The sequence below is a fragment of the Streptomyces sp. NPDC026672 genome, from assembly GCF_040638185.1.
Lineage (GTDB): Bacteria > Actinomycetota > Actinomycetes > Streptomycetales > Streptomycetaceae > Streptomyces.
Genome location: NZ_JBEZXS010000012.1, coordinates 225,355 through 241,974 on the forward strand (window position 1 = coordinate 225,355; position 16,620 = coordinate 241,974).

Genomic DNA, 16,620 nt, shown 5'->3' on the forward strand with positions numbered 1-16,620 from the left:
GACCCGCCTTCCGCGCTCGCCCGTGAACTCGGGCAACTCGTCCACGACCGGCGCATCAAGCTCGGGCTCTCCCAGGCCGAGCTGGCCGAGCGGTGCGGGATGAAGCAGCCGCAGATCTCTCGCTTTGAAGGCGGCGGGACCGTGCCCACGCTTCCCCTCCTGCGCCGCCTGGCTCAGGCTCTCGGCGCCGACCTGACCATCAGCCTCACCCCGCACGACGAAGCCGCTTGACACGCATTCGGAATTCCTGGAATTCCCGAGGCGGTGTAGACCACTGACGGCAGTAGTGACGGCAACACCAGCAGACTCCAGAGCACGAGCACGAATATCCGGCGACTGTCAAATCGCCCGCTGACCAGCAAACTTGCAGGTAGGAGCGGCCTGGCCTGCACACGTACTATGTGCTTGCTGGCTCTACGCCGGTTTTAGTGCACAATTGTGCAGCGCCGAAGATTCGGATTTCTCCGGCTTCATCGGACTGGGCCACGAATGGTGCGCACATGCGCGTTGGCGGTTCTGAAGTGCGCGTCTTCCTGAATGGTGAAGGGGGAGTCGGTTTCAAAGGTATTCGTCTTAGTAACGGAATGGCTAGTAAGCGCGATGTGGAGACTGCCCGAAGTGCCATTATGGACAATCCGGAGCTGAGGGCCAACCTCATCGACAAAGCGCGATCAGCTATGGGTGACATGAATGACCGCAACTGGGGGAATTTGCGCAACCGGGCGCCTGAAATGCACTTCCTGATCAAGGCGCTGGAGAAGATCGAGTGACGGCTATCAGCTTCCTTGCGCGGGTGGCGGTGACGGGGAACGTTGCAGGTCTGGGCCTCGGTAGCTCGGCTGACCAGGTCTACGATGTGCTGGGAGGGCGGTGCGTCGCGGACCGTAGGAAGAAGTCTCTCCGTCTAGATTATGGCCTTCTGGAATTCAGCTTTTTCGCTGGATCCTGCGAGGGTATCGCCGTCCAGGTTCATCGACTATCAGGCGGGGCTGAACGGGTTATTCCTGATTCCCTGAGATCTTCTCTTTCTGGACTTTCGCGAACGGTTTCATTCGAAGCTCTTCGCCGTGCAATCGAAAGGGATGGCTATTTTTTAGAGGAGCTCCGAAGGCAATCTGGATATCGAAGTTATCGCGTGGTGAAATCTCACGTGATTCTCTTCGTCGTCGATGAATCTGCGGGCGAAGGCGAGTTGCTCACGACTGGAGATCTGTGGTCGATCATGATCTCTGGGGACGGTTGACGGCAATGCGGTGCGACGCCGGAGCCACCATGAGTGAGTGCGGCCGAGGAGTTCCTTGGTGTTGGCGAAGTCGGCGCCCTGTTCCAGGGGCGAGGTGGCAATGGCATGGTGTCGGGCGGGCTCGGTGAGCGGCGGATGAGTTGGGCTGTGGTCCAGGCTCGGTAGTCCGTCGGTGAAGTGTGGGCGCGATGCGGAGTGGGGGAGACGGGTGTCCGGTGCATGGGCCGGGGCAGCCGGCTGTGTCGTGGTGGCGTCCGCTGACGCCCGGCTCCCCGTCGCCTGGCCAAAGCCGCCCCCTTGACCGGTCGGAGTCCTGCTGGTGCGCTTGGGGGATCGGGTCGGACGGGATCGGGGGGCGCCGTCGTGGGCAGGTCGGTTCCACTTGCGTCGGAGCGGGGCCGGGGCCTCGGCGGTGAGGGGGCGGCGGCCCGATGACGGAACGGCGTGGCGGTGCCGTCGCCGCCGTCGCGGCCGGTGGTGCGATCACCACCATGCTGATCGGTCTCGTCACCAACGCCGTGTCCGACGAGGCCCGTTGGCCCGGCGCCCTCGGCTGGGTCCAGCGGCACGCGTGGCTGTCGTTCACCGCGCTGGGCATCGCCCTGGTCGGGCTGACCGCGCTGCTCGCGGGGCTGTCCGAGACACGGGACCCCGCCGGGACGGGGAGACCGCCGGTGCCCGACGACCCGGTGGGGCCGCCCGGGGCCGCGCTCGTGCTGCGCTCCCTGCCGAGGGACGCCACCGCCTTCACCGACAGGACCGTGGAACTCCAGCAGTTGATGATGTCCGTGCGGGCCGCGCAGGACGCCGGGCGGCCGCTGCCCGTCCATGTGATCGACGGGATGCCCGGCGTCGGCAAGACCACGTTCGCCGTGCACGCGGGACACCTGCTCTCCGCGCGCTTCCCCGACGGACAGCTGTTCGTGAACCTCAACGGGCACACCCCGGGGCAGAGTCCGGTCCACCCCGCCGAGGCGCTGGCCTCGCTGCTCGCGGCGACCGGTGTGCCGGCCCAGCACATACCGGTCGGGGACGACACCGGCGCCGTCACGGAGGCGCGCGCGGCGATGTGGCGGGGTCGTCTCGCGGACAAGAGGGCGCTGCTCATCCTCGACAACGCGGCCAGTTCCCGGCAGTTGGAGCCGCTGCTGCCCGGTGGGAGCGACTGCCTGGTGCTGGTGACGAGCCGCAAACGGCTCGCCGTGCACGAGGAGGTGGTCCTGCCGGTCGACGCCCTTCCGCCGGGCCACGCCGTCGAGTTGTTCGTACGGCTCAGCGGACGCAGCGCCGAGGCGCTGGGCGCGCGGGTGGCAGAGGAACTGGTCGGCGCGTGCGGACATCTGCCGCTCGGTGTGTCCCTGCTCGCGGCCCGGCTGAGGCACCACCCGGCGTGGAGCGCGGAGGACCTCAGGGAGCGGCTGGCGGCGGCCCGGGACCGGCTGGGGGAACTGCACGCCGGTGAGCGGGCCGTCATCGCCGCCTTCGAGCTGTCGTACCGTGATCTGCCGACGGCCCGGCGGGACTTCTTCAGGAGCCTTGGTTTCTACCCGGGTACAGACATATCGGAGCACGCCGGAGCCGCGCTCGCCTCGACGACCGTCGGGGAGGCGCGCGGTCATCTGGAGGCGCTCTACGACGACCACCTGATCGACGAACACCCCGGCAGCCGTTACCGGCTCCACGACCTGTTGCGCGACTACTCACGTCGCCTCGCCGACGAGGGAGGCAGCATGGAACACGTTCATGCCGTCCAACGTGTGTGTATGTACTACCTGGCCACCCTCGCCGTGGCGAACACCTACATCGTCCGCAGCGGCGCCGCCTTACCCCCGCCGCCGTCCGGTGCCGCCGAGGTGGCGACACCGGCGCTGGAGTCCCGTACGGCCGCGGTCGGTTGGCTGGAGAGCGAGCGGGCCAACGTGCTGTCCTGCATCGAGCAGGCGAACAACCTGGCCCTGCACGACCTCGTGATCGGCCTGGCCGCGGCGATGGCGCCCTTCCTGCGGCAGTCGGGCCCCTGGGACCAGGCGGTCGGCCTGCACCGGACGGCCGCCGAGGCGGCGCGGCGCACCGGCGACCGGCGGGCCCTGGCCGGCGCCCTGGCCGAACTCGGCGTCGTACGGCGCTTCATGGCCGCGTACGGCGAGGCCACCGAGGCGCTGAACGAGGCGGCGCGGCGCTACGACGAGGCCGGCGACCGCAAGGGCCGGGCCGACGCCCTGAACCAGGCGGGCATCGTCCGGTACTTGACCGCGGACAACGAGGCGGCGATCCGCGCGCAGACCGAAGCCCTCGCCGTCTACCGGGAGTTGGGGGACCGGCTGGGGCAGGCGAACGCGCTCGCGGACCTCGGCATGGTGCGCCGGCAGACGAGCAGGTTCGAGGCGGCCGTGGCGGCGCAGTCCGAGGCGCTGGCGATCTACCGCGAGCTGGGCGACCGGTACGGCGAGGCCAACTCGCTGCGTGACCTGGGCGTCGTGCACTGTCTGACGGGCGAGTACGTGCTGGCGGCGCAGCGTCACTACGAGGCGTTCGACATCTACCGCCTGCTCGACGACCGGGTCCACCAGGCGTACGCGCTCAACGAACTCGGTGTCGTCGGACGCATCACCGGGAACCTTGCCGCGGCGCGGGACGCCCACACCCGGGCGCTGGAGTACTACACCGACCTCGGCGACCGGTTCGGGCGGGCCAACAGCGTCTGCCGGCTGGGTGCCCTGGACCGTGCGGTCGGCAACGGGCCCGAGGCGGTACGGCAGTTGGAGCAGGCCCTCGCCGTCTACCGCGACCTGGGCAGCCGGGGCGGTGAGGCGGCGGCTCTGAGCGAGCTGGGTGCCGCGCGCGGCGCCGCCGGGGACCGGGTCGCCGCCGAGGAGGCGTTCGGGCGCAGCGTGGAACTCGCCCGCGAGCTGGGCGACCGGTGCGCCGAGGCGGAAGTCCTCAATCACTGGGGGGAGTTGCTGCGCTCCGTGGGCGAACCGGACGCCGGGCACGAGCGTTTCGAGCGGGCGTTGCGGCTGGCCCGTGAGGTGCACTGCCCGCTGGAGGAGGCCAAGGCGCTGGAGGGGATGGGCCGTTGCGGACGTACGGTCCAGGGTGCCGGCGCGGCCGAGGAGTCGCTGCGGGCGGCGGGCGCGATCTACCGGAGGCTGGGCCTGACGGCCGCGGTGGACGAGGTCGACCGGCTGCTGGCACAGTGACACCGGCGGCGGTGGCCACACATGGTCATCAACTCGTCGCGCAGAGTGTCCGAATCGCGTCTCACGCCCGTGGCGCGTGAACTGGTAGCGTGGAGTCTAATTTAAGCTTTCAACTATCGAGGGCCGCGCCCGGTTCCGCCGCACGGCCCGCCTGGGGGACGTTGACGTGGGCTTAGATCGGGCTTCTGCGACCGAACACGGTGACGCCGACGGGACGGAGACCGTCCCGCGATCCGCGGTGCTGGACCGCGTCGCCGTCCGCGTGCGGCAACGCCTCGCCCAGGAGGCGGCGTCGCCCGAGCAGGCCGGCGACGGTGGCCATCAGGCGTCCCTCGTCCGGCTGGCGCCGCTGTAAGAGCGTCGACCGATGACGCTCCCGCTCGTACCCTTCCGGTCGTACGTCCTCAAGACGGCGAACCGCTGCAACATCGACTGCGACTACTGCTACGTCTTCCACTCGCCCGACCGGTCGTGGCGGGAGCTCCCCCCGCGCATGGACGTCGAGGTCGCCCGCGCGACCGCGCGGCGCATCCGCGAACACGCCGCGGCCCACGGCCTGGAGGCGGTCGACGTCGTCCTGCACGGCGGCGAACCGCTGCTCACCGGCCGGCGGCACGTCCGCGACCTGCTGACCGCCATCCGCGCGGAGATCCCCCCGGGCGGACCGGAGCTGCGCTTCGCCGTGCAGACCAACGGGACGCTCCTGTCGGAGAGTTGGCTCGACCTCTTCGAGGAGTTCGACGTCGCCGTGGGCGTGAGCCTCGACGGGCCGCCGCGCGCCAACGACCGGCACCGGCTGACCCACACCTCCCGCTCCAGCGCGGCGGCGGCCGAACGCGGCATCCGGCTGCTGCGCACCAGACCGCGCCTGTTCGCCGGGCTGCTGGCCGTGGTCGACCTCGCCAACGATCCCGTCGAGGTCCACGACCACCTCGCCGCCTTCGAGCCGCGGGTCATCGACTTCAACCTGCCGCACGCCACCCACGACGCCCCGCCCCCGCGCGGGAACCCGGCGCTGCCCGAGTACGGGATCTGGCTGAGCCGGGTCTACGACGCCTGGCTCGCTCACCCCGAGTACCGGCACAGCGTCCGCATGCTGGAGGACATGGCCGCGCTCAGCGTCGGGGTGCGCGGGTCCGTCGAGTCCCTGGGGCTGGCACCGCCCGCGACCGTCGTGATCGAGTCCGACGGGTCCGTCGAGGGCGTGGACACCCTGCGCGTCGTCGGGGAGGGCGCCTCCTGGCTCGGCCTGGACGTCTTCCACGCCACCTTCGACGAGGTCGCCCGGCACCCCGCGCTGCTGCACCGGCGGCAGGGCAGGGACGCGCTCGCCGAACGGTGCCGGGACTGCTCCCTGGTCGAGGTCTGCGGCGGCGGCCACCTCCCGCACCGGTTCAGCTCCGCCCGCGGCTACCGGAACCCCTCGGTCTACTGCGCGGACCTGGAACACCTCGTCGGACATGTGCAGACGTCACTGCGCCGGCACGGCTGGGACGTGGGTACGGCGGCACCGTCACCCCCTTAGCCCCTCACCCCCCTAGCTCCGTCACCCGCATCGCGGTGACGCCGTGCGCGTTGACGAACCGCCGCTCAGAATCAGGAAAGACAGGAGGGCCTCTCATGAATTTCACCATCCGCCCCGCCGAGGCACGCGACATCTCGGCACTCGCACGGCTGATCGAGGAGATCGAGCGCTATTACGGGGAGACCGAGATTCAGCCTTTCGAGGAGCGCAGGTCACAGATCAAGCAGGCCCTCTTCGACCAGCAGCCGCTGGCGTCGGCCCTCCTCGTCGAGGACGGCCGCGGTGAGATCGTCGGCATGGCCGCGTACTCCTTCCTCTGGCCCGCCGCGGGATCGTCCCATTCGCTGTTCCTCAAGGAACTCTACGTACGGGATTCCCTGCGCAGGCACGGCGTGGGCAGGGAACTCATGGGCCGGCTGCGGGACATCGCCGAGAAACGGCCGGGGTGCAGCCGCCTGGAATGGATGACCGACCGGGGGAACCTCGGCGCCCGTTCCTTCTACCGGGAACTCGGTTTCTCGGAATTCAACGGGAAGATCGTCTACCGGCTGGAGACCGGGGCCGACGTCATGCGGGAGGCGGTGCACTCGATTTCCGTGTGACGCCATTGGCGGGGCCGCGGCGGCGGTGATCGGTTCTCCTCGCACGGGGAAATGGCACGATGCCCGCATGACCTATCAGCTCAAGTCGATCGGTGCCGCGGAACACCTGGAATTCGTCGCCCGGCGGGGGTCCGTCAGCCATACGCAGATTCCCGCCTGGGGCGGAGTGAAACCGGACTGGCGGGCGGAGAGCCTCGGGTGGTTCGACGCGGACGGGCGGCTCGTGGGGGCCGGGCTGGTGCTGCTGCGGCCGCTGCCCAGGATCGAGCGGTACCTCGCCTACCTCCCCGAGGGCCCCGTCATCGACTGGTACGCGGACGATCTGGAGCCGTGGCTGCGGCCCATGCTCGACCACCTGCGGCGCCGGGGAGCCTTCTCCGTGAAGATGGGCCCGCCCGTCGTCGCCCGCCGGTGGGACGCCGAGACCGTCAAGGCCGCCGTCGCCGATCCCGGCGCCCGGCGGCTGCGGGACGTCGAGGCCACGTCGTACGAGCCGCGCGCTCTCGACATCGCCGCCCGGCTGCGCCGTACGGGCTGGTCGCAGGCCGAGGCGGGCGGCGAGGACGGGTTCGCCGCCGGGCAGCCCCGCTACGTCTTCCAGGTGCCGCTCGCCGGGCGGACGCTGGAGGACGTGCAGCGCGGGTTCAACCAGCAGTGGCGGCGCAACGTGAAGAAGGCCGAGAAGGCGGGCGTCGTGGTCGAGCGCGGCGGCCCGGACGACCTCGACGTCTTCCACCGGCTCTACGTCGAGACCGCCGGGCGCGACCGGTTCACCGCGCGGCCCCTCGACTACTTCCGGCGCATGTGGGACGTGCTGAACGGCGAGGACCCCGACCGGATGCGGGTCTACGTCGCCCGACACGAGGGGGAGCCGCTGGCCGCGGCCACCATGCTGAGGGTCGGCGGGCACGTCTGGTACTCCTACGGCGCCTCCACCGACCGCAGACGTGAGGTGCAGCCGAACAACGCGCTCCAGTGGCGCATGATCCGCGACGCCCATGAACTCGGCGCCGACGTCTACGACTTGCGCGGCATCACCGACACCCTCGACCACGACAACCACCTGCTCGGGCTGCTGCGCTTCAAGGTCGGCACCGGCGGGGAGGCGATCGAGTACCTGGGGGAGTGGGACTTCCCGCTCAACCGCCTGCTGCACAGGGCGCTCGGCCTCTACATGTCCCGCCGCTGAGGGACGGAGCCGGCCGGGTCGCCCAGGGAGCGGGTGCGGACCCTCGCCAGGCGGCCCGTGAAGACCTCGCGGGCGTCCGGGGTGAGGGAACGCAGGGCGACCAGGGCGGTGATCGCCACGTCGCACAGTTCCGCCCGGACGTCGTCCCAGCCGTGGGTGACGCCCTTGCGCGGATTCTGGCCGGTCGCGCCGATCACCGCCTGGGCGACCTCGCCGACCTCCTCCTGGAGCTTGAGGATGCGCAGCAGGACGGCCTCCGGGTCGCCGTGCCGCCGGTTGGCGTCCAGCCAGGTCCACAGTTCGTCGATGGAGCCCCAGAGATCGGGAACACCGGTGCCGCCGGCCTCCCCGTCCCCCGCCGTGCCGTGTGCCGCCGTGCCGTGTGCCGAGTGCGCCGTTCCCTCTGTGTTCTCGTGGGTCATGGGCGCAGCGTTCTCATGGGTCATGGGCGCAGCCTGCCACGGCCGCCCGGCGGGCACGCCGGGGTCACTCCTCGAACAGGACTTCCTGTTCCCCCTGTTCCCCCTGTGCGCGGCTCCGCACCCGGCGGTGCCTGGCGCCCACCACCACCGCCGTGACCGCCGCCGTCGCGCCCAGCGCCGCCGGGACCATCCAGCCCCGGTTGACCACGTGGCCGAGCGCGTGGTCCAGGGAGAGACGGCCGGGGCCCGTGATCGCGAGGCCGGTCGCGGCGAGGCCGAGGGAGGCCGCGTACTCGTAGCCGCCCTCCTGTGCGAAGAAGCCGTGGGGCCGGTGCACCGCTGCCGCGCCCGCCATCGCGCCTGCCGCCGCGGCGCCCGCCGCCGGGGTCGCCAGGCCCAGCGCGAGCAGCGTGCCGCCGCCCGCCTCGGCGAGTCCCGCGGCCGTGGCGCTGGCCCGGCCCGGGGTGTAGCCGACGGACTCCATCATCCGCCCGGTCCCCTCGATGCCGCCCCCGCCGAACCACCCGAACAGCTTCTGTGCCCCGTGCGCGGCCAGTACGCCGCCGGTGCCCACGCGGAGCAGCAGCAGTCCCAGATCACGTCGGTCGTAACACGTCACGATGGCTCCCGGAGTGGTTGCGTGCGGACGGGTCCACCGTCGCACCCGGGCCGCCGCCCCGCCCCGCTCCGGGCAGCCGTTCGGGTGGCGGGTGCGGGGGAGCGGTGTTTGGCTGGCCGGCATGACGATTCAGACAGCCAAGCTGAGCGATCCGGCCGTACGGGCGTTCGTCACCGCGGTCAACGCGCACGACCGGGAGGGCTTCCTCGCGATCCTCGCGCCCGGCGCGACCATGGCGGACGACGGCTCCGACCGTGACCTCGCCGAGTGGATCGACCGGGAGATCTTCTCCTCCCACGGGCACCTGGAGGTCGACAACGAGTCCCGCGACGGCCGCGCCCTCGTCGCCCGCTACAGCAACGACACCTGGGGCGAGATGCGCACCGCATGGTCGTTCACGATCACCCCCGACGGCCACATCGCCCGCTTCGAAACCGGCCAGGCCTGACGCGCCCGGTAAATTCCTCGGGCATAGAGGGTTTTCGGTTGGAAAAGTGCTGTTGGGGGCGGTGTACGGTCCCGGAATGCGCGATTCCTTTCGGCTCACGCGACGTGCCCTCCTCGGACTTACGGCCGCTGCCCTGCCCGTGTCCCTGTCCGCCCCCGCGTCGGCGGCGGACGCGGTGGAGGCCGTGGGCGGGCGGCGGCTGGCGCTCGACGGTGTCCAGGCGCAGGACCCGGCCGGGCTGCCGCGCGGGCTGACGGCGCGCTCCTGGGTCGTGGCCGACGCGCGCAGCGGGGACGTCCTCGCCGCGTACCGGGCGCACGTGCGGCTGCCGCCCGCCTCCACGCTGAAGATGCTGTTCGCGGACACCCTGCTCGACCGGTTCGCGCGGACCGAACGGCACCGGGTGACCGCCGCCGACCTCGCCGGCATCCCGGCCGGCTCCAGTCTCGTCGGGATCGCGCCCGGGACCACGTACACCGTCGAGCAGTTGTGGCAGGGCGTGTTCCTGCGGTCGGGGAACGACGCGGTGCACGTGCTCGCCCACCTGAACGGCGGGGTCGCCGGGACCGTCGCCGCGATGCAGGCCAGGGCGGTGGAACTGGGGGCCCTGGACACGCACGTGGTCAGTCCCGACGGGTTCGACCACCCGGGGCAGCTGTCGTCGGCGTACGACCTGACGGTGATCGCGCGGCACGGGCTGGCCAACGCGGACTTCCGGGCGTACTGCGGCACGCGCACCGCCGACTTCCCCGCGGGCGGGGGCCGGACCTTCCAGATCCAGAACACCGACCGGCTGCTCACCGGGGCGTGGGGGCTCGGGCCGTACAAGGGGCTGATCGGGGTGAAGAACGGCTACACCAGCGACGCGGGCAACACCTTCACCGGCGCCGCCACACGTGCCGGGCGCACCCTGCTGGTCACCGTGATGCACCCCGGCAGCGGGAGCAACGCGGTCTACGAGGAGGCGGCGGCGCTGCTCGACTGGGGCTTCACGAAGGGGAGTTCGGCCGGGGCGGTGGGGACGCTGGACGCCCGGCGCGGGGCCGGCGGGGCCTCCGCCTCGCCCGGGGCCGCGTCCGGTACGCCCCGGAAACCCGGGCCCGGGTCGGCACACGCGGCGGCGTCCGGCGTCCGGTCGTCGTGGCGCACGCCGGTGGGAGCGGCGGCAACGGTGGCCCTCCTGGGAGCGGGCACCCTGGCCCTGCGCCGCCGCACCTCGAAGCGGAGAAGCGGCAGCGGGAGCGGGAACGGGGGCGAGGGCGGAAGCGGGGGCGAGGGCGGGGGTGGCCGCGGACGGTCCGCGGAAACCCGCGGCAGGCATCGAGGCTGACCCGAGCCGCCCCGCGCGAGCCGCCCCCCTCCGGGCTGACGCCCACGCGCTCTGACCCCACCGGTGTCGACTCCACCTGAGCTCACTCCACCTGAGCCGGTTTCGCCTGAGTTCACCCCGCCTGAGCTGACCCGACCTGAGTCGACCTCATCCCACCCGAGTCGAACCGCCGGACGGTACAACGCGGCAGCCGTTCCACCCGTCGGTGCGCACCCCGCGGTCCTCGCGAGGTCCACCCCCAACCCGGCGGTGTGGAACGGCTGCCGCCTCCCCCCTCGGTGTGGTCGACGGAAGCCTCATGCCTCAACTGTGAAGCTCTCGTGGAGGAAAGTTGAGCACAAGGCCGCCATCGGCCGCAATAGGGCGGAGAAGTAAATTCCGCTTGTGTGTTTACGGGGAGTTGACGGACCGTGGGCCGCTCAGCCCCGGCCGACGTAGGGCATCGTGGTCGCCAGCACCGTCACGAACTGCACGTTCGCCTCGAGCGGCAGTTCGGCCATGTGCCGCACCGTGCGCGCCACGTCCCCCACGTCCATCACCGGCTCCGGCACCACGTCGCCGTTCGCCTGCAGCGCCCCCGACCCCATCCGCGCCGTCATGTCCGTGGCCGCGTTGCCGATGTCGATCTGCCCGACGGCGATCCGGTACGGACGCCCGTCCAGCGACAGCGACTTGGTGAGGCCGGTCAGGGCGTGCTTGGTCGCGGTGTACGGCGCCGACCGCGGCCGGGGCGTGTGCGCCGAGATCGAGCCGTTGTTGATGATCCGGCCGCCCTGCGGGTCCTGCTCCTTCATCTGCCGGTAGGCCGCCTGGGCGCACAGGAACGCCCCGTTGAGGTTGGTGTCCACGACGTGCCGCCAGGCGTCGTACGACAGGTCCTCCACCGGCACGCCCCCGGGACCGAACGTGCCCGCGTTGTTGAACAGCAGGTCCAGCCGCCCGAACCGCTCCCGTACGGCGGCGAGGAGTGCGGTCACGTCCTCGGGGCGGGCCACGTCCGTGGGCACGGCCAGCGACGGCGCACCGGGCACCAGCGCCGCCGTCCCCTCCAGGGGCTCCGCGCGCCGCCCGGCCAGCACCACCGACCAGCCGGTGCGCAGCAGTTCCACGGCGACGGCCCGACCGACCCCGGACCCGGCCCCGGTCACCAGGGCGATCCTCGACGAGTACTCGACATCTCTGTCCATGCCTCAGCAGCGTAGGCCGCCGGAGCCGGTGCGGGGACCCGCCGGAGTCGGCGCGGGACCCGCCGGGGCCGCGGGTCCCCCGGACCGTCAGGCCGCCGGTTCCCCGGGGTAACGCACCCCCGTCAGCTCACGGACGCGGTCCATCGTGCGCATGACCGCCAGTGTGCCGTCCAGGGGGACCAGCGGGGACTCCGTCTCGCCCGCGACGACGGCCCGCATGACCTCCTGGGCCTCGTGGCGCATCGTGCCGTGCGGCCCGTCGGACGGGCCCAGGACGAACTCCTCGGGCTCGTGGCCGTCCCGGTGCAGCACGAAGCCCGGCGGGTTGAAGAAGCCCGCCGGCACGTCGATCCGGCCGCGCGACCCGGTCACCGACGCCGTGACCGACGTACCGCCCACCACCGAGCAGTGCACCGACGCCAGCGCGCCCCCCTCCCAGGAGAGCAGCGCGCCCGTCTGGAGGTCGACGCCCTCCTCGGAGAGCACGGACCGCGCGGTGACGTCGTCCGGCTCGCCGAGCAGCAGGTGCGCGAACGACACCGGATAGACACCGAGGTCGAGCAGCGCGCCGCCGCCCTGCGCGGGGTCCCGCAGCCGGTGCTCCGCCGAGAACGGCCCTTCGAGGCCGAAGTCGGCCTGCACGGTGCGCACTTCCCCGATCGCCCCGTCCTCGACCAGCGCCTTCAGCCGCCGGATCAGCGGGTTGCAGTACATCCACATCGCTTCCATCAGGAAGCTGCCGCGCTCCTTCGCCAGCGCGACCAGTTCCTCCGCCTCACGCACGTTCAGCGTGAACGCCTTCTCGCACAGCACGTTCCGCCCCGCCTCCAGGCACAGCCCGGCCGCCGCCCGGTGCGCCGCGTGCGGCGTGGCGACGTACACGACGTCGACGTCCTCGTCCCGCGCCAGCGACTCCCAGTCGCCGTACGCCCGCTCGATCCCGAACCGCCCGGCGAACGCGTCCGCCGCCTCCTGGCTGCGCGAGGCCACCGCGACGACCTCCGCGCGCGGCCCCCCGCCGGAGCCGTCCTCGGACAGGGCCACCAGATCCGCCGTGAACGCGGCCGCGATCCCGCCCGTCGCCAGGACACCCCACCGCACGCTCTGCTCCGCCATCCCGGCCCCGCCCTCGCTCATGTGCTCATCGGCACTGTGTACGAGCTGAGAGCATAGGTGGCGATTCCACGAAAGAGGCAAGAGAGGGAGGGGCACATGGCCGAGCAGGCCGCGGCGCCGACACCGGAACGGGAGCGGAGACCGGCGACCGCGCAGTCCCCGGCCCCTGCGGCCCGCCGCACCGGAGTGCTCGTCACGCTCGTCCTGGGCGGTCTCACCGCCACACCCCCGCTCGCCATGGACATGTACCTCCCGTCCCTGCCGCAGGTCACCCGCTCCCTGCACGCGCCCGCCGCGACCGTGCAGCTCACGCTCACCGCCTGTCTGGCCGGGATGGCGCTCGGCCAGCTCGTCGTCGGCCCGATGAGCGACCGCTGGGGCCGCAGGCGCCCCCTGCTGGCAGGGCTCGCCGTCTACGTCGTCGCCACCGTCCTGTGCGCGCTCGCCCCGAACGTCGAGGTCCTGGTCGCCCTCCGGCTGGCACAGGGCCTCGCGGGCGCCGCCGGCATCGTCATCGCCCGCGCCGTCGTGCGCGACCTGTACGACGGCCTCGCCATGGCCCGCTTCTTCTCCACCCTCATGCTGATCTCGGGCGTCGCCCCGATCGTCGCCCCGCTGATCGGCGGGCAGATCCTGCGGGTAACCGACTGGCGGGGCGTCTTCGTGGTCCTCACCGCCGTCGGCGTCCTGCTCGCCGCGCTCGTGTGGACACGGCTGCCCGAGACCCTGCCGCCCGAGCGGCGGCACGCGGGCGGCGCGGCGGAGGCCCTGCACACCATGCGCGGACTGCTGGCCGACGCGCCCTTCACCGGCTACCTGCTCGCCGGCGGCTTCGCCTTCGCGTCCCTGTTCGCCTACATAGCGGCCTCGCCGTTCGTGATCCAGGAGATCTACGGCGCCTCCCCGCAGACGTTCAGCCTGCTGTTCGGCGTCAACTCGATCGGCCTGGTCGTCGCCGGGCAGATCAACGGCAAGCTGCTGGTCGGCCGGGTGAGCCTGGACAAGGTCCTGGCCGCGGGGCTCGTGGTCACCGTCCTCGCCGCGACCGCCCTGCTGCTGATGGCCGCAGGCGCCTTCGGCGAGACGGGCCTCGTGCCCTTCGCCACGGCGCTGTTCGTGCTGATGTCCGCCATGGGCGTCACCCTGCCCAACGCCCAGTCCCTCGCCCTGGTGCGCACCCGGCACGCCGCCGGGTCCGCCTCCGCGCTGCTCGGCACCTCCGCGTTCCTCGTGGGCGCGGTCGCCTCCCCGCTCGTCGGCGTCGCGGGCGAGCACACCGCCGTGCCCATGGCCGTGGTCCAGCTGGCGGGCGCACTGGTGGCCCTGGCCTGCTTCATGGGAATGTGCCGTCCTTGGAACACGCGTGCGAGTGCGGAGGGAGCGGTCAGCTGAGCGCACCGAGACTGCGCGTCGACTCACCGGAACGTGCCGGGCTCGACCCGACGGAACTGCGGCACCTGGTCCGCGAGGCGCACGCCCTCACCACCGGGCGGCGCCCCTGGACGCCCGGCCTCGTCGTGGTCGCCGGACGCGGCCCGGTGATCGCCGTCCAGGAGGCGGCGGGCTGGGCCGTCCGGTACGCCTCCTACGACCCCGAGCGCGACGCCGGCGCCGAACTGCCGCCCGCCGCCCGGGTGCCCGTCACCGTCGACACCCCCTTCGACCTGGCCTCCCTCACCAAGCTGTTCACGGCCGTGGCCGCCGTCCAGCAGATCGAGCGGGGCACCCTCGGCATCGACGCGTACGTCGGCGCCCACCTCCCCGAGTACCGGGCCGCCGCCGAACACCGCGTCACCGTACGGCAGTTGCTCACCCACACCTCCGGGCTGCGCCCCGAACTCCCGCTGTACGCCTGCCGGGACGACGACGAGCGGCTCGCCCTGCTGCGCGCCGAGGCGCCGACGGGACAGCCCGGGGCGTACCGCTACTCCGACCTGAACATGCTGCTGCTCCAGGCCGTCCTGGAACGCGTCACCGGCCGCACCCTCGACGTCCTCGTCCACGAGGGCGTCACCCGGCCGCTCGGCATGACCGCGACCCGCTTCGGACCCAGCCCGGGCGCCGCCGCGACCGAGGACCAGCGGCGGCCGTGGGCCAAGGCCGACCGGGGGATGCTGCGGGGCGTGGTCCACGACGAGAACGCGTGGGCGCTCGGCGGGATCGCGGGCCACGCGGGGCTGTTCTCCACCGGCCGGGACCTCGCCGTGTTCTGCCGCACGCTGCTCGCCGGGGGTTCGTACGGGCCCGCCCGCATCCTCGGGCCCGACTTCGTCGACCTGCTCCTGGCCCCGCCCGGCCTCGGCTTCGCCGTCGACCAGCGCTGGTTCATGGGCGGCCTCGCGGGGCACGGCGCGGCGGGCCACACCGGGTTCACCGGTACGTCGGTCGTCCTGGACCGGGTCACCGACACGTTCCTCGTTCTGCTGGCCAACACGGTCCACCCCCGGCGCCGTACCGCGGACAACGTGCCCCGGGCGGCATTGGCGAGCCGCTTGGCTCGGGCGGTGCGGATGGTTTGAGCCGTTCGTCGCGGCCGCGGCAGGGAGGGTTGGGCGTTCGTAGCGGCTGCGGCGGCGTGGGGGGCTTGTCGCGCAGTTCCCCGCGCCCCTTCGGGGCGCGATGCCGCCATGTGAACGACGCTTCCGGGCTCTTTAGAATCGCCGGGTGAACGACACCGCCGCCGACGATCTCCGCCACGCCCTGTCCGGGCTGCTCGACGGGCTGCCGCCCTCGCAGGCCGCCGGGGCCGTCGAGCGGCTGATCGGCGCCTACCGGGGCCGTACCCCCACCGACGCGCCGATCCTCCGGGACCGCGCCGACGTCGCCGCGTACGCCGCCTACCGCATGCCCGCCACCTTCGCGGCCGTCTCCGCCGCCCTGGACGCGTTCGCCGCGGCCGTGCCCGACTGGACACCCGGCAGCCACCTCGACGTCGGCGGCGGGACCGGCGCCGCCACCTGGGCGGCCCACGCCACCTGGGACGGACCGCGCCCGGTGACCGTGCTCGACTGGGCCGAGCCCGCGCTCGCCCTCGGCCGGGAGATCACCGCCGCGCACCCCGTTCTGCGCGACGTGAGCTGGCGGCGGGCCCGCATCGGCGCCGGGCTCACCCTGGACGCCGTCGACCTGGTCACCGTGTCGTACGTCCTCAACGAACTCACCGCGGCCGACCGCGCCGCGCTCGTCGACGCCGCCGCGACCGCCGCGCAGGCCGTCGTGATCGTGGAGGCCGGCACCCCCGACGGGTACGCCCGGGTCATCGAGGCCCGCGACCGGCTGGTCCGCGCCGGGTTCCACGTCGCCGCGCCCTGCCCGCACAGCGCCGCCTGCCCCATCGTGCCCGGCACCGACTGGTGCCACTTCTCCGCCCGGGTCAGCCGCTCCTCCCTGCACCGGCAGGTCAAGGGCGGTTCACTGGCGTACGAGGACGAGAAGTTCGCCTACGTCGCCGCCACCCGCTTCCCGCCCGCCCCGGCCCCCGCCCGCGTGGTCCGGCGCCCGCAGATCCGCAAGGGACAGGTGCTGCTCGACCTGTGCGAGGCGGAGGGACAGCTGCGCCGCACCACGGTCACCAAGCGCCACGGCGACCTCTACAAGGCGGCCAGGGACACCGACTGGGGCGACGACTGGCCTCCGGCGGACGCCTAGACGAGTAGTTCCGATCGCGGGGTTTTCAGACGTAGGGAGGGTGTCCAACATCGGGTTGTGACGACCGATTTAGACACCCTCTTGACGGCAC

16 protein-coding genes and 1 pseudogene are annotated in these 16,620 nt (G+C 72.3%); 13 read left to right on the top strand and 4 right to left on the bottom strand.

Going from position 1 to position 16,620, the window contains the following annotated elements; translation table 11 throughout:
• Window positions 1-9 precede the first annotated feature (9 nt).
• The 8 genes and pseudogenes from AB0F77_RS16950 to AB0F77_RS16985 all read left to right on the top strand — a co-directional run.
• Window positions 10-231, top strand: a pseudogene (locus AB0F77_RS16950) (helix-turn-helix transcriptional regulator); the annotation flags it as partial.
• A gap of 269 nt (window positions 232-500) precedes the next feature.
• Window positions 501-770, top strand: coding sequence for a hypothetical protein (locus AB0F77_RS16955; protein WP_361948256.1), 270 nt, complete (start codon window positions 501-503; stop codon window positions 768-770).
• Window positions 767-1,243: a hypothetical protein gene (locus AB0F77_RS16960; protein WP_361948259.1), complete on the top strand. Its 477-nt coding sequence runs from the start codon at window positions 767-769 to the stop codon at window positions 1,241-1,243. The genes AB0F77_RS16955 and AB0F77_RS16960 overlap by 4 nt, the downstream gene beginning before the upstream one ends.
• Window positions 1,244-1,674: 431 nt before the next feature.
• The gene (gene haaT, locus AB0F77_RS16965; RefSeq protein WP_361948261.1) at window positions 1,675-4,443 is read left to right on the top strand and encodes a cyclophane-containing RiPP biosynthesis TPR protein HaaT; all 2,769 of its coding nucleotides are present in this window, start codon (window positions 1,675-1,677) and stop codon (window positions 4,441-4,443) included.
• A 238-nt stretch (window positions 4,444-4,681) separates the two neighbouring features.
• A complete protein-coding gene (locus AB0F77_RS16970; RefSeq protein WP_361948317.1) occupies window positions 4,682-4,798 on the top strand; it encodes a hypothetical protein in 117 nt (38 codons plus the stop codon).
• Between the two features lie 12 nt (window positions 4,799-4,810).
• Complete coding sequence (locus AB0F77_RS16975; protein ID WP_361948264.1) at window positions 4,811-5,968, top strand: FxsB family cyclophane-forming radical SAM/SPASM peptide maturase; 1,158 nt, start codon at window positions 4,811-4,813, stop codon at window positions 5,966-5,968.
• A 95-nt stretch (window positions 5,969-6,063) separates the two neighbouring features.
• The gene (gene haaN / locus AB0F77_RS16980) at window positions 6,064-6,570 is read left to right on the top strand and encodes a cyclophane-containing RiPP N-acetyltransferase HaaN (protein WP_361948267.1); all 507 of its coding nucleotides are present in this window, start codon (window positions 6,064-6,066) and stop codon (window positions 6,568-6,570) included.
• A 67-nt stretch (window positions 6,571-6,637) separates the two neighbouring features.
• A complete protein-coding gene (locus AB0F77_RS16985; RefSeq protein WP_361948270.1) occupies window positions 6,638-7,759 on the top strand; it encodes a peptidoglycan bridge formation glycyltransferase FemA/FemB family protein in 1,122 nt (373 codons plus the stop codon).
• On the opposite strand, the gene AB0F77_RS16990 is transcribed toward AB0F77_RS16985, so the two are convergent.
• Entirely contained in the window at window positions 7,741-8,181 is a 441-nt protein-coding gene (locus AB0F77_RS16990; RefSeq protein ID WP_361948273.1) for a MazG-like family protein, read from the bottom strand. The genes AB0F77_RS16985 and AB0F77_RS16990 overlap by 19 nt on opposite strands.
• A 64-nt stretch (window positions 8,182-8,245) precedes the next feature.
• Window positions 8,246-8,800: a DoxX family membrane protein gene (locus AB0F77_RS16995; protein WP_361948276.1), complete on the bottom strand. Its 555-nt coding sequence runs from the start codon at window positions 8,798-8,800 to the stop codon at window positions 8,246-8,248.
• 121 nt (window positions 8,801-8,921) lie between these two features.
• On the opposite strand from AB0F77_RS16995, the gene AB0F77_RS17000 reads away from it, so the two are divergent.
• Window positions 8,922-9,248, top strand: coding sequence for a nuclear transport factor 2 family protein (locus tag AB0F77_RS17000; protein ID WP_361948279.1), 327 nt, complete (start codon window positions 8,922-8,924; stop codon window positions 9,246-9,248).
• 76 nt (window positions 9,249-9,324) lie between these two features.
• Window positions 9,325-10,578 carry a serine hydrolase gene (locus AB0F77_RS17005; RefSeq protein WP_361948282.1) on the top strand — a complete coding sequence of 418 codons (1,254 nt, stop codon included), beginning with the start codon at window positions 9,325-9,327 and terminating at the stop codon, window positions 10,576-10,578.
• 419 nt (window positions 10,579-10,997) lie between these two features.
• Here AB0F77_RS17005 and AB0F77_RS17010 read toward each other — a convergent pair whose 3' ends face one another.
• Both AB0F77_RS17010 and AB0F77_RS17015 read right to left on the bottom strand, forming a co-directional pair.
• Window positions 10,998-11,765 (bottom strand): SDR family oxidoreductase, encoded by a 768-nt coding sequence (locus AB0F77_RS17010; RefSeq protein WP_361948285.1) that lies wholly within the window; start codon window positions 11,763-11,765, stop codon window positions 10,998-11,000.
• A gap of 87 nt (window positions 11,766-11,852) precedes the next feature.
• Window positions 11,853-12,881, bottom strand: a complete 1,029-nt coding sequence (locus AB0F77_RS17015; protein WP_361948320.1) for a Gfo/Idh/MocA family oxidoreductase — start codon at window positions 12,879-12,881, stop codon at window positions 11,853-11,855.
• Window positions 12,882-12,977: 96 nt separating this feature from the next.
• Between AB0F77_RS17015 and AB0F77_RS17020 the strand changes: the two genes are divergently transcribed.
• The 3 genes from AB0F77_RS17020 to AB0F77_RS17030 all read left to right on the top strand — a co-directional run bounded on the left by AB0F77_RS17020 (window position 12,978) and on the right by AB0F77_RS17030 (window position 16,529).
• Entirely contained in the window at window positions 12,978-14,273 is a 1,296-nt protein-coding gene (locus AB0F77_RS17020; RefSeq protein WP_361948288.1) for a multidrug effflux MFS transporter, read from the top strand.
• Window positions 14,225-15,400, top strand: a complete 1,176-nt coding sequence (locus AB0F77_RS17025; protein ID WP_361948291.1) for a serine hydrolase domain-containing protein — start codon at window positions 14,225-14,227, stop codon at window positions 15,398-15,400. The genes AB0F77_RS17020 and AB0F77_RS17025 overlap by 49 nt, the downstream gene beginning before the upstream one ends.
• 145 nt (window positions 15,401-15,545) lie before the next feature.
• Entirely contained in the window at window positions 15,546-16,529 is a 984-nt protein-coding gene (locus AB0F77_RS17030; protein WP_361948294.1) for a small ribosomal subunit Rsm22 family protein, read from the top strand.
• Window positions 16,530-16,620 lie beyond the last annotated feature (91 nt).

Coding starts and splice junctions, on each gene's coding strand:
- haaN (WP_361948267.1), top strand. CDS start 6,064: ATGAATTTCACCATCCGCCCCGCCGAGGCACGCGACATCTCGGCACTC.
- AB0F77_RS16955 (WP_361948256.1), top strand. CDS start 501: ATGCGCGTTGGCGGTTCTGAAGTGCGCGTCTTCCTGAATGGTGAAGGG.
- haaT (WP_361948261.1), top strand. CDS start 1,675: ATGACGGAACGGCGTGGCGGTGCCGTCGCCGCCGTCGCGGCCGGTGGT.
- AB0F77_RS16985 (WP_361948270.1), top strand. CDS start 6,638: ATGACCTATCAGCTCAAGTCGATCGGTGCCGCGGAACACCTGGAATTC.
- AB0F77_RS17005 (WP_361948282.1), top strand. CDS start 9,325: ATGCGCGATTCCTTTCGGCTCACGCGACGTGCCCTCCTCGGACTTACG.
- AB0F77_RS17000 (WP_361948279.1), top strand. CDS start 8,922: ATGACGATTCAGACAGCCAAGCTGAGCGATCCGGCCGTACGGGCGTTC.
- AB0F77_RS17015 (WP_361948320.1), bottom strand. CDS start 12,881: ATGGCGGAGCAGAGCGTGCGGTGGGGTGTCCTGGCGACGGGCGGGATC.
- AB0F77_RS17020 (WP_361948288.1), top strand. CDS start 12,978: ATGGCCGAGCAGGCCGCGGCGCCGACACCGGAACGGGAGCGGAGACCG.
- AB0F77_RS16975 (WP_361948264.1), top strand. CDS start 4,811: ATGACGCTCCCGCTCGTACCCTTCCGGTCGTACGTCCTCAAGACGGCG.
- AB0F77_RS16990 (WP_361948273.1), bottom strand. CDS start 8,181: ATGACCCACGAGAACACAGAGGGAACGGCGCACTCGGCACACGGCACG.
- AB0F77_RS17010 (WP_361948285.1), bottom strand. CDS start 11,765: ATGGACAGAGATGTCGAGTACTCGTCGAGGATCGCCCTGGTGACCGGG.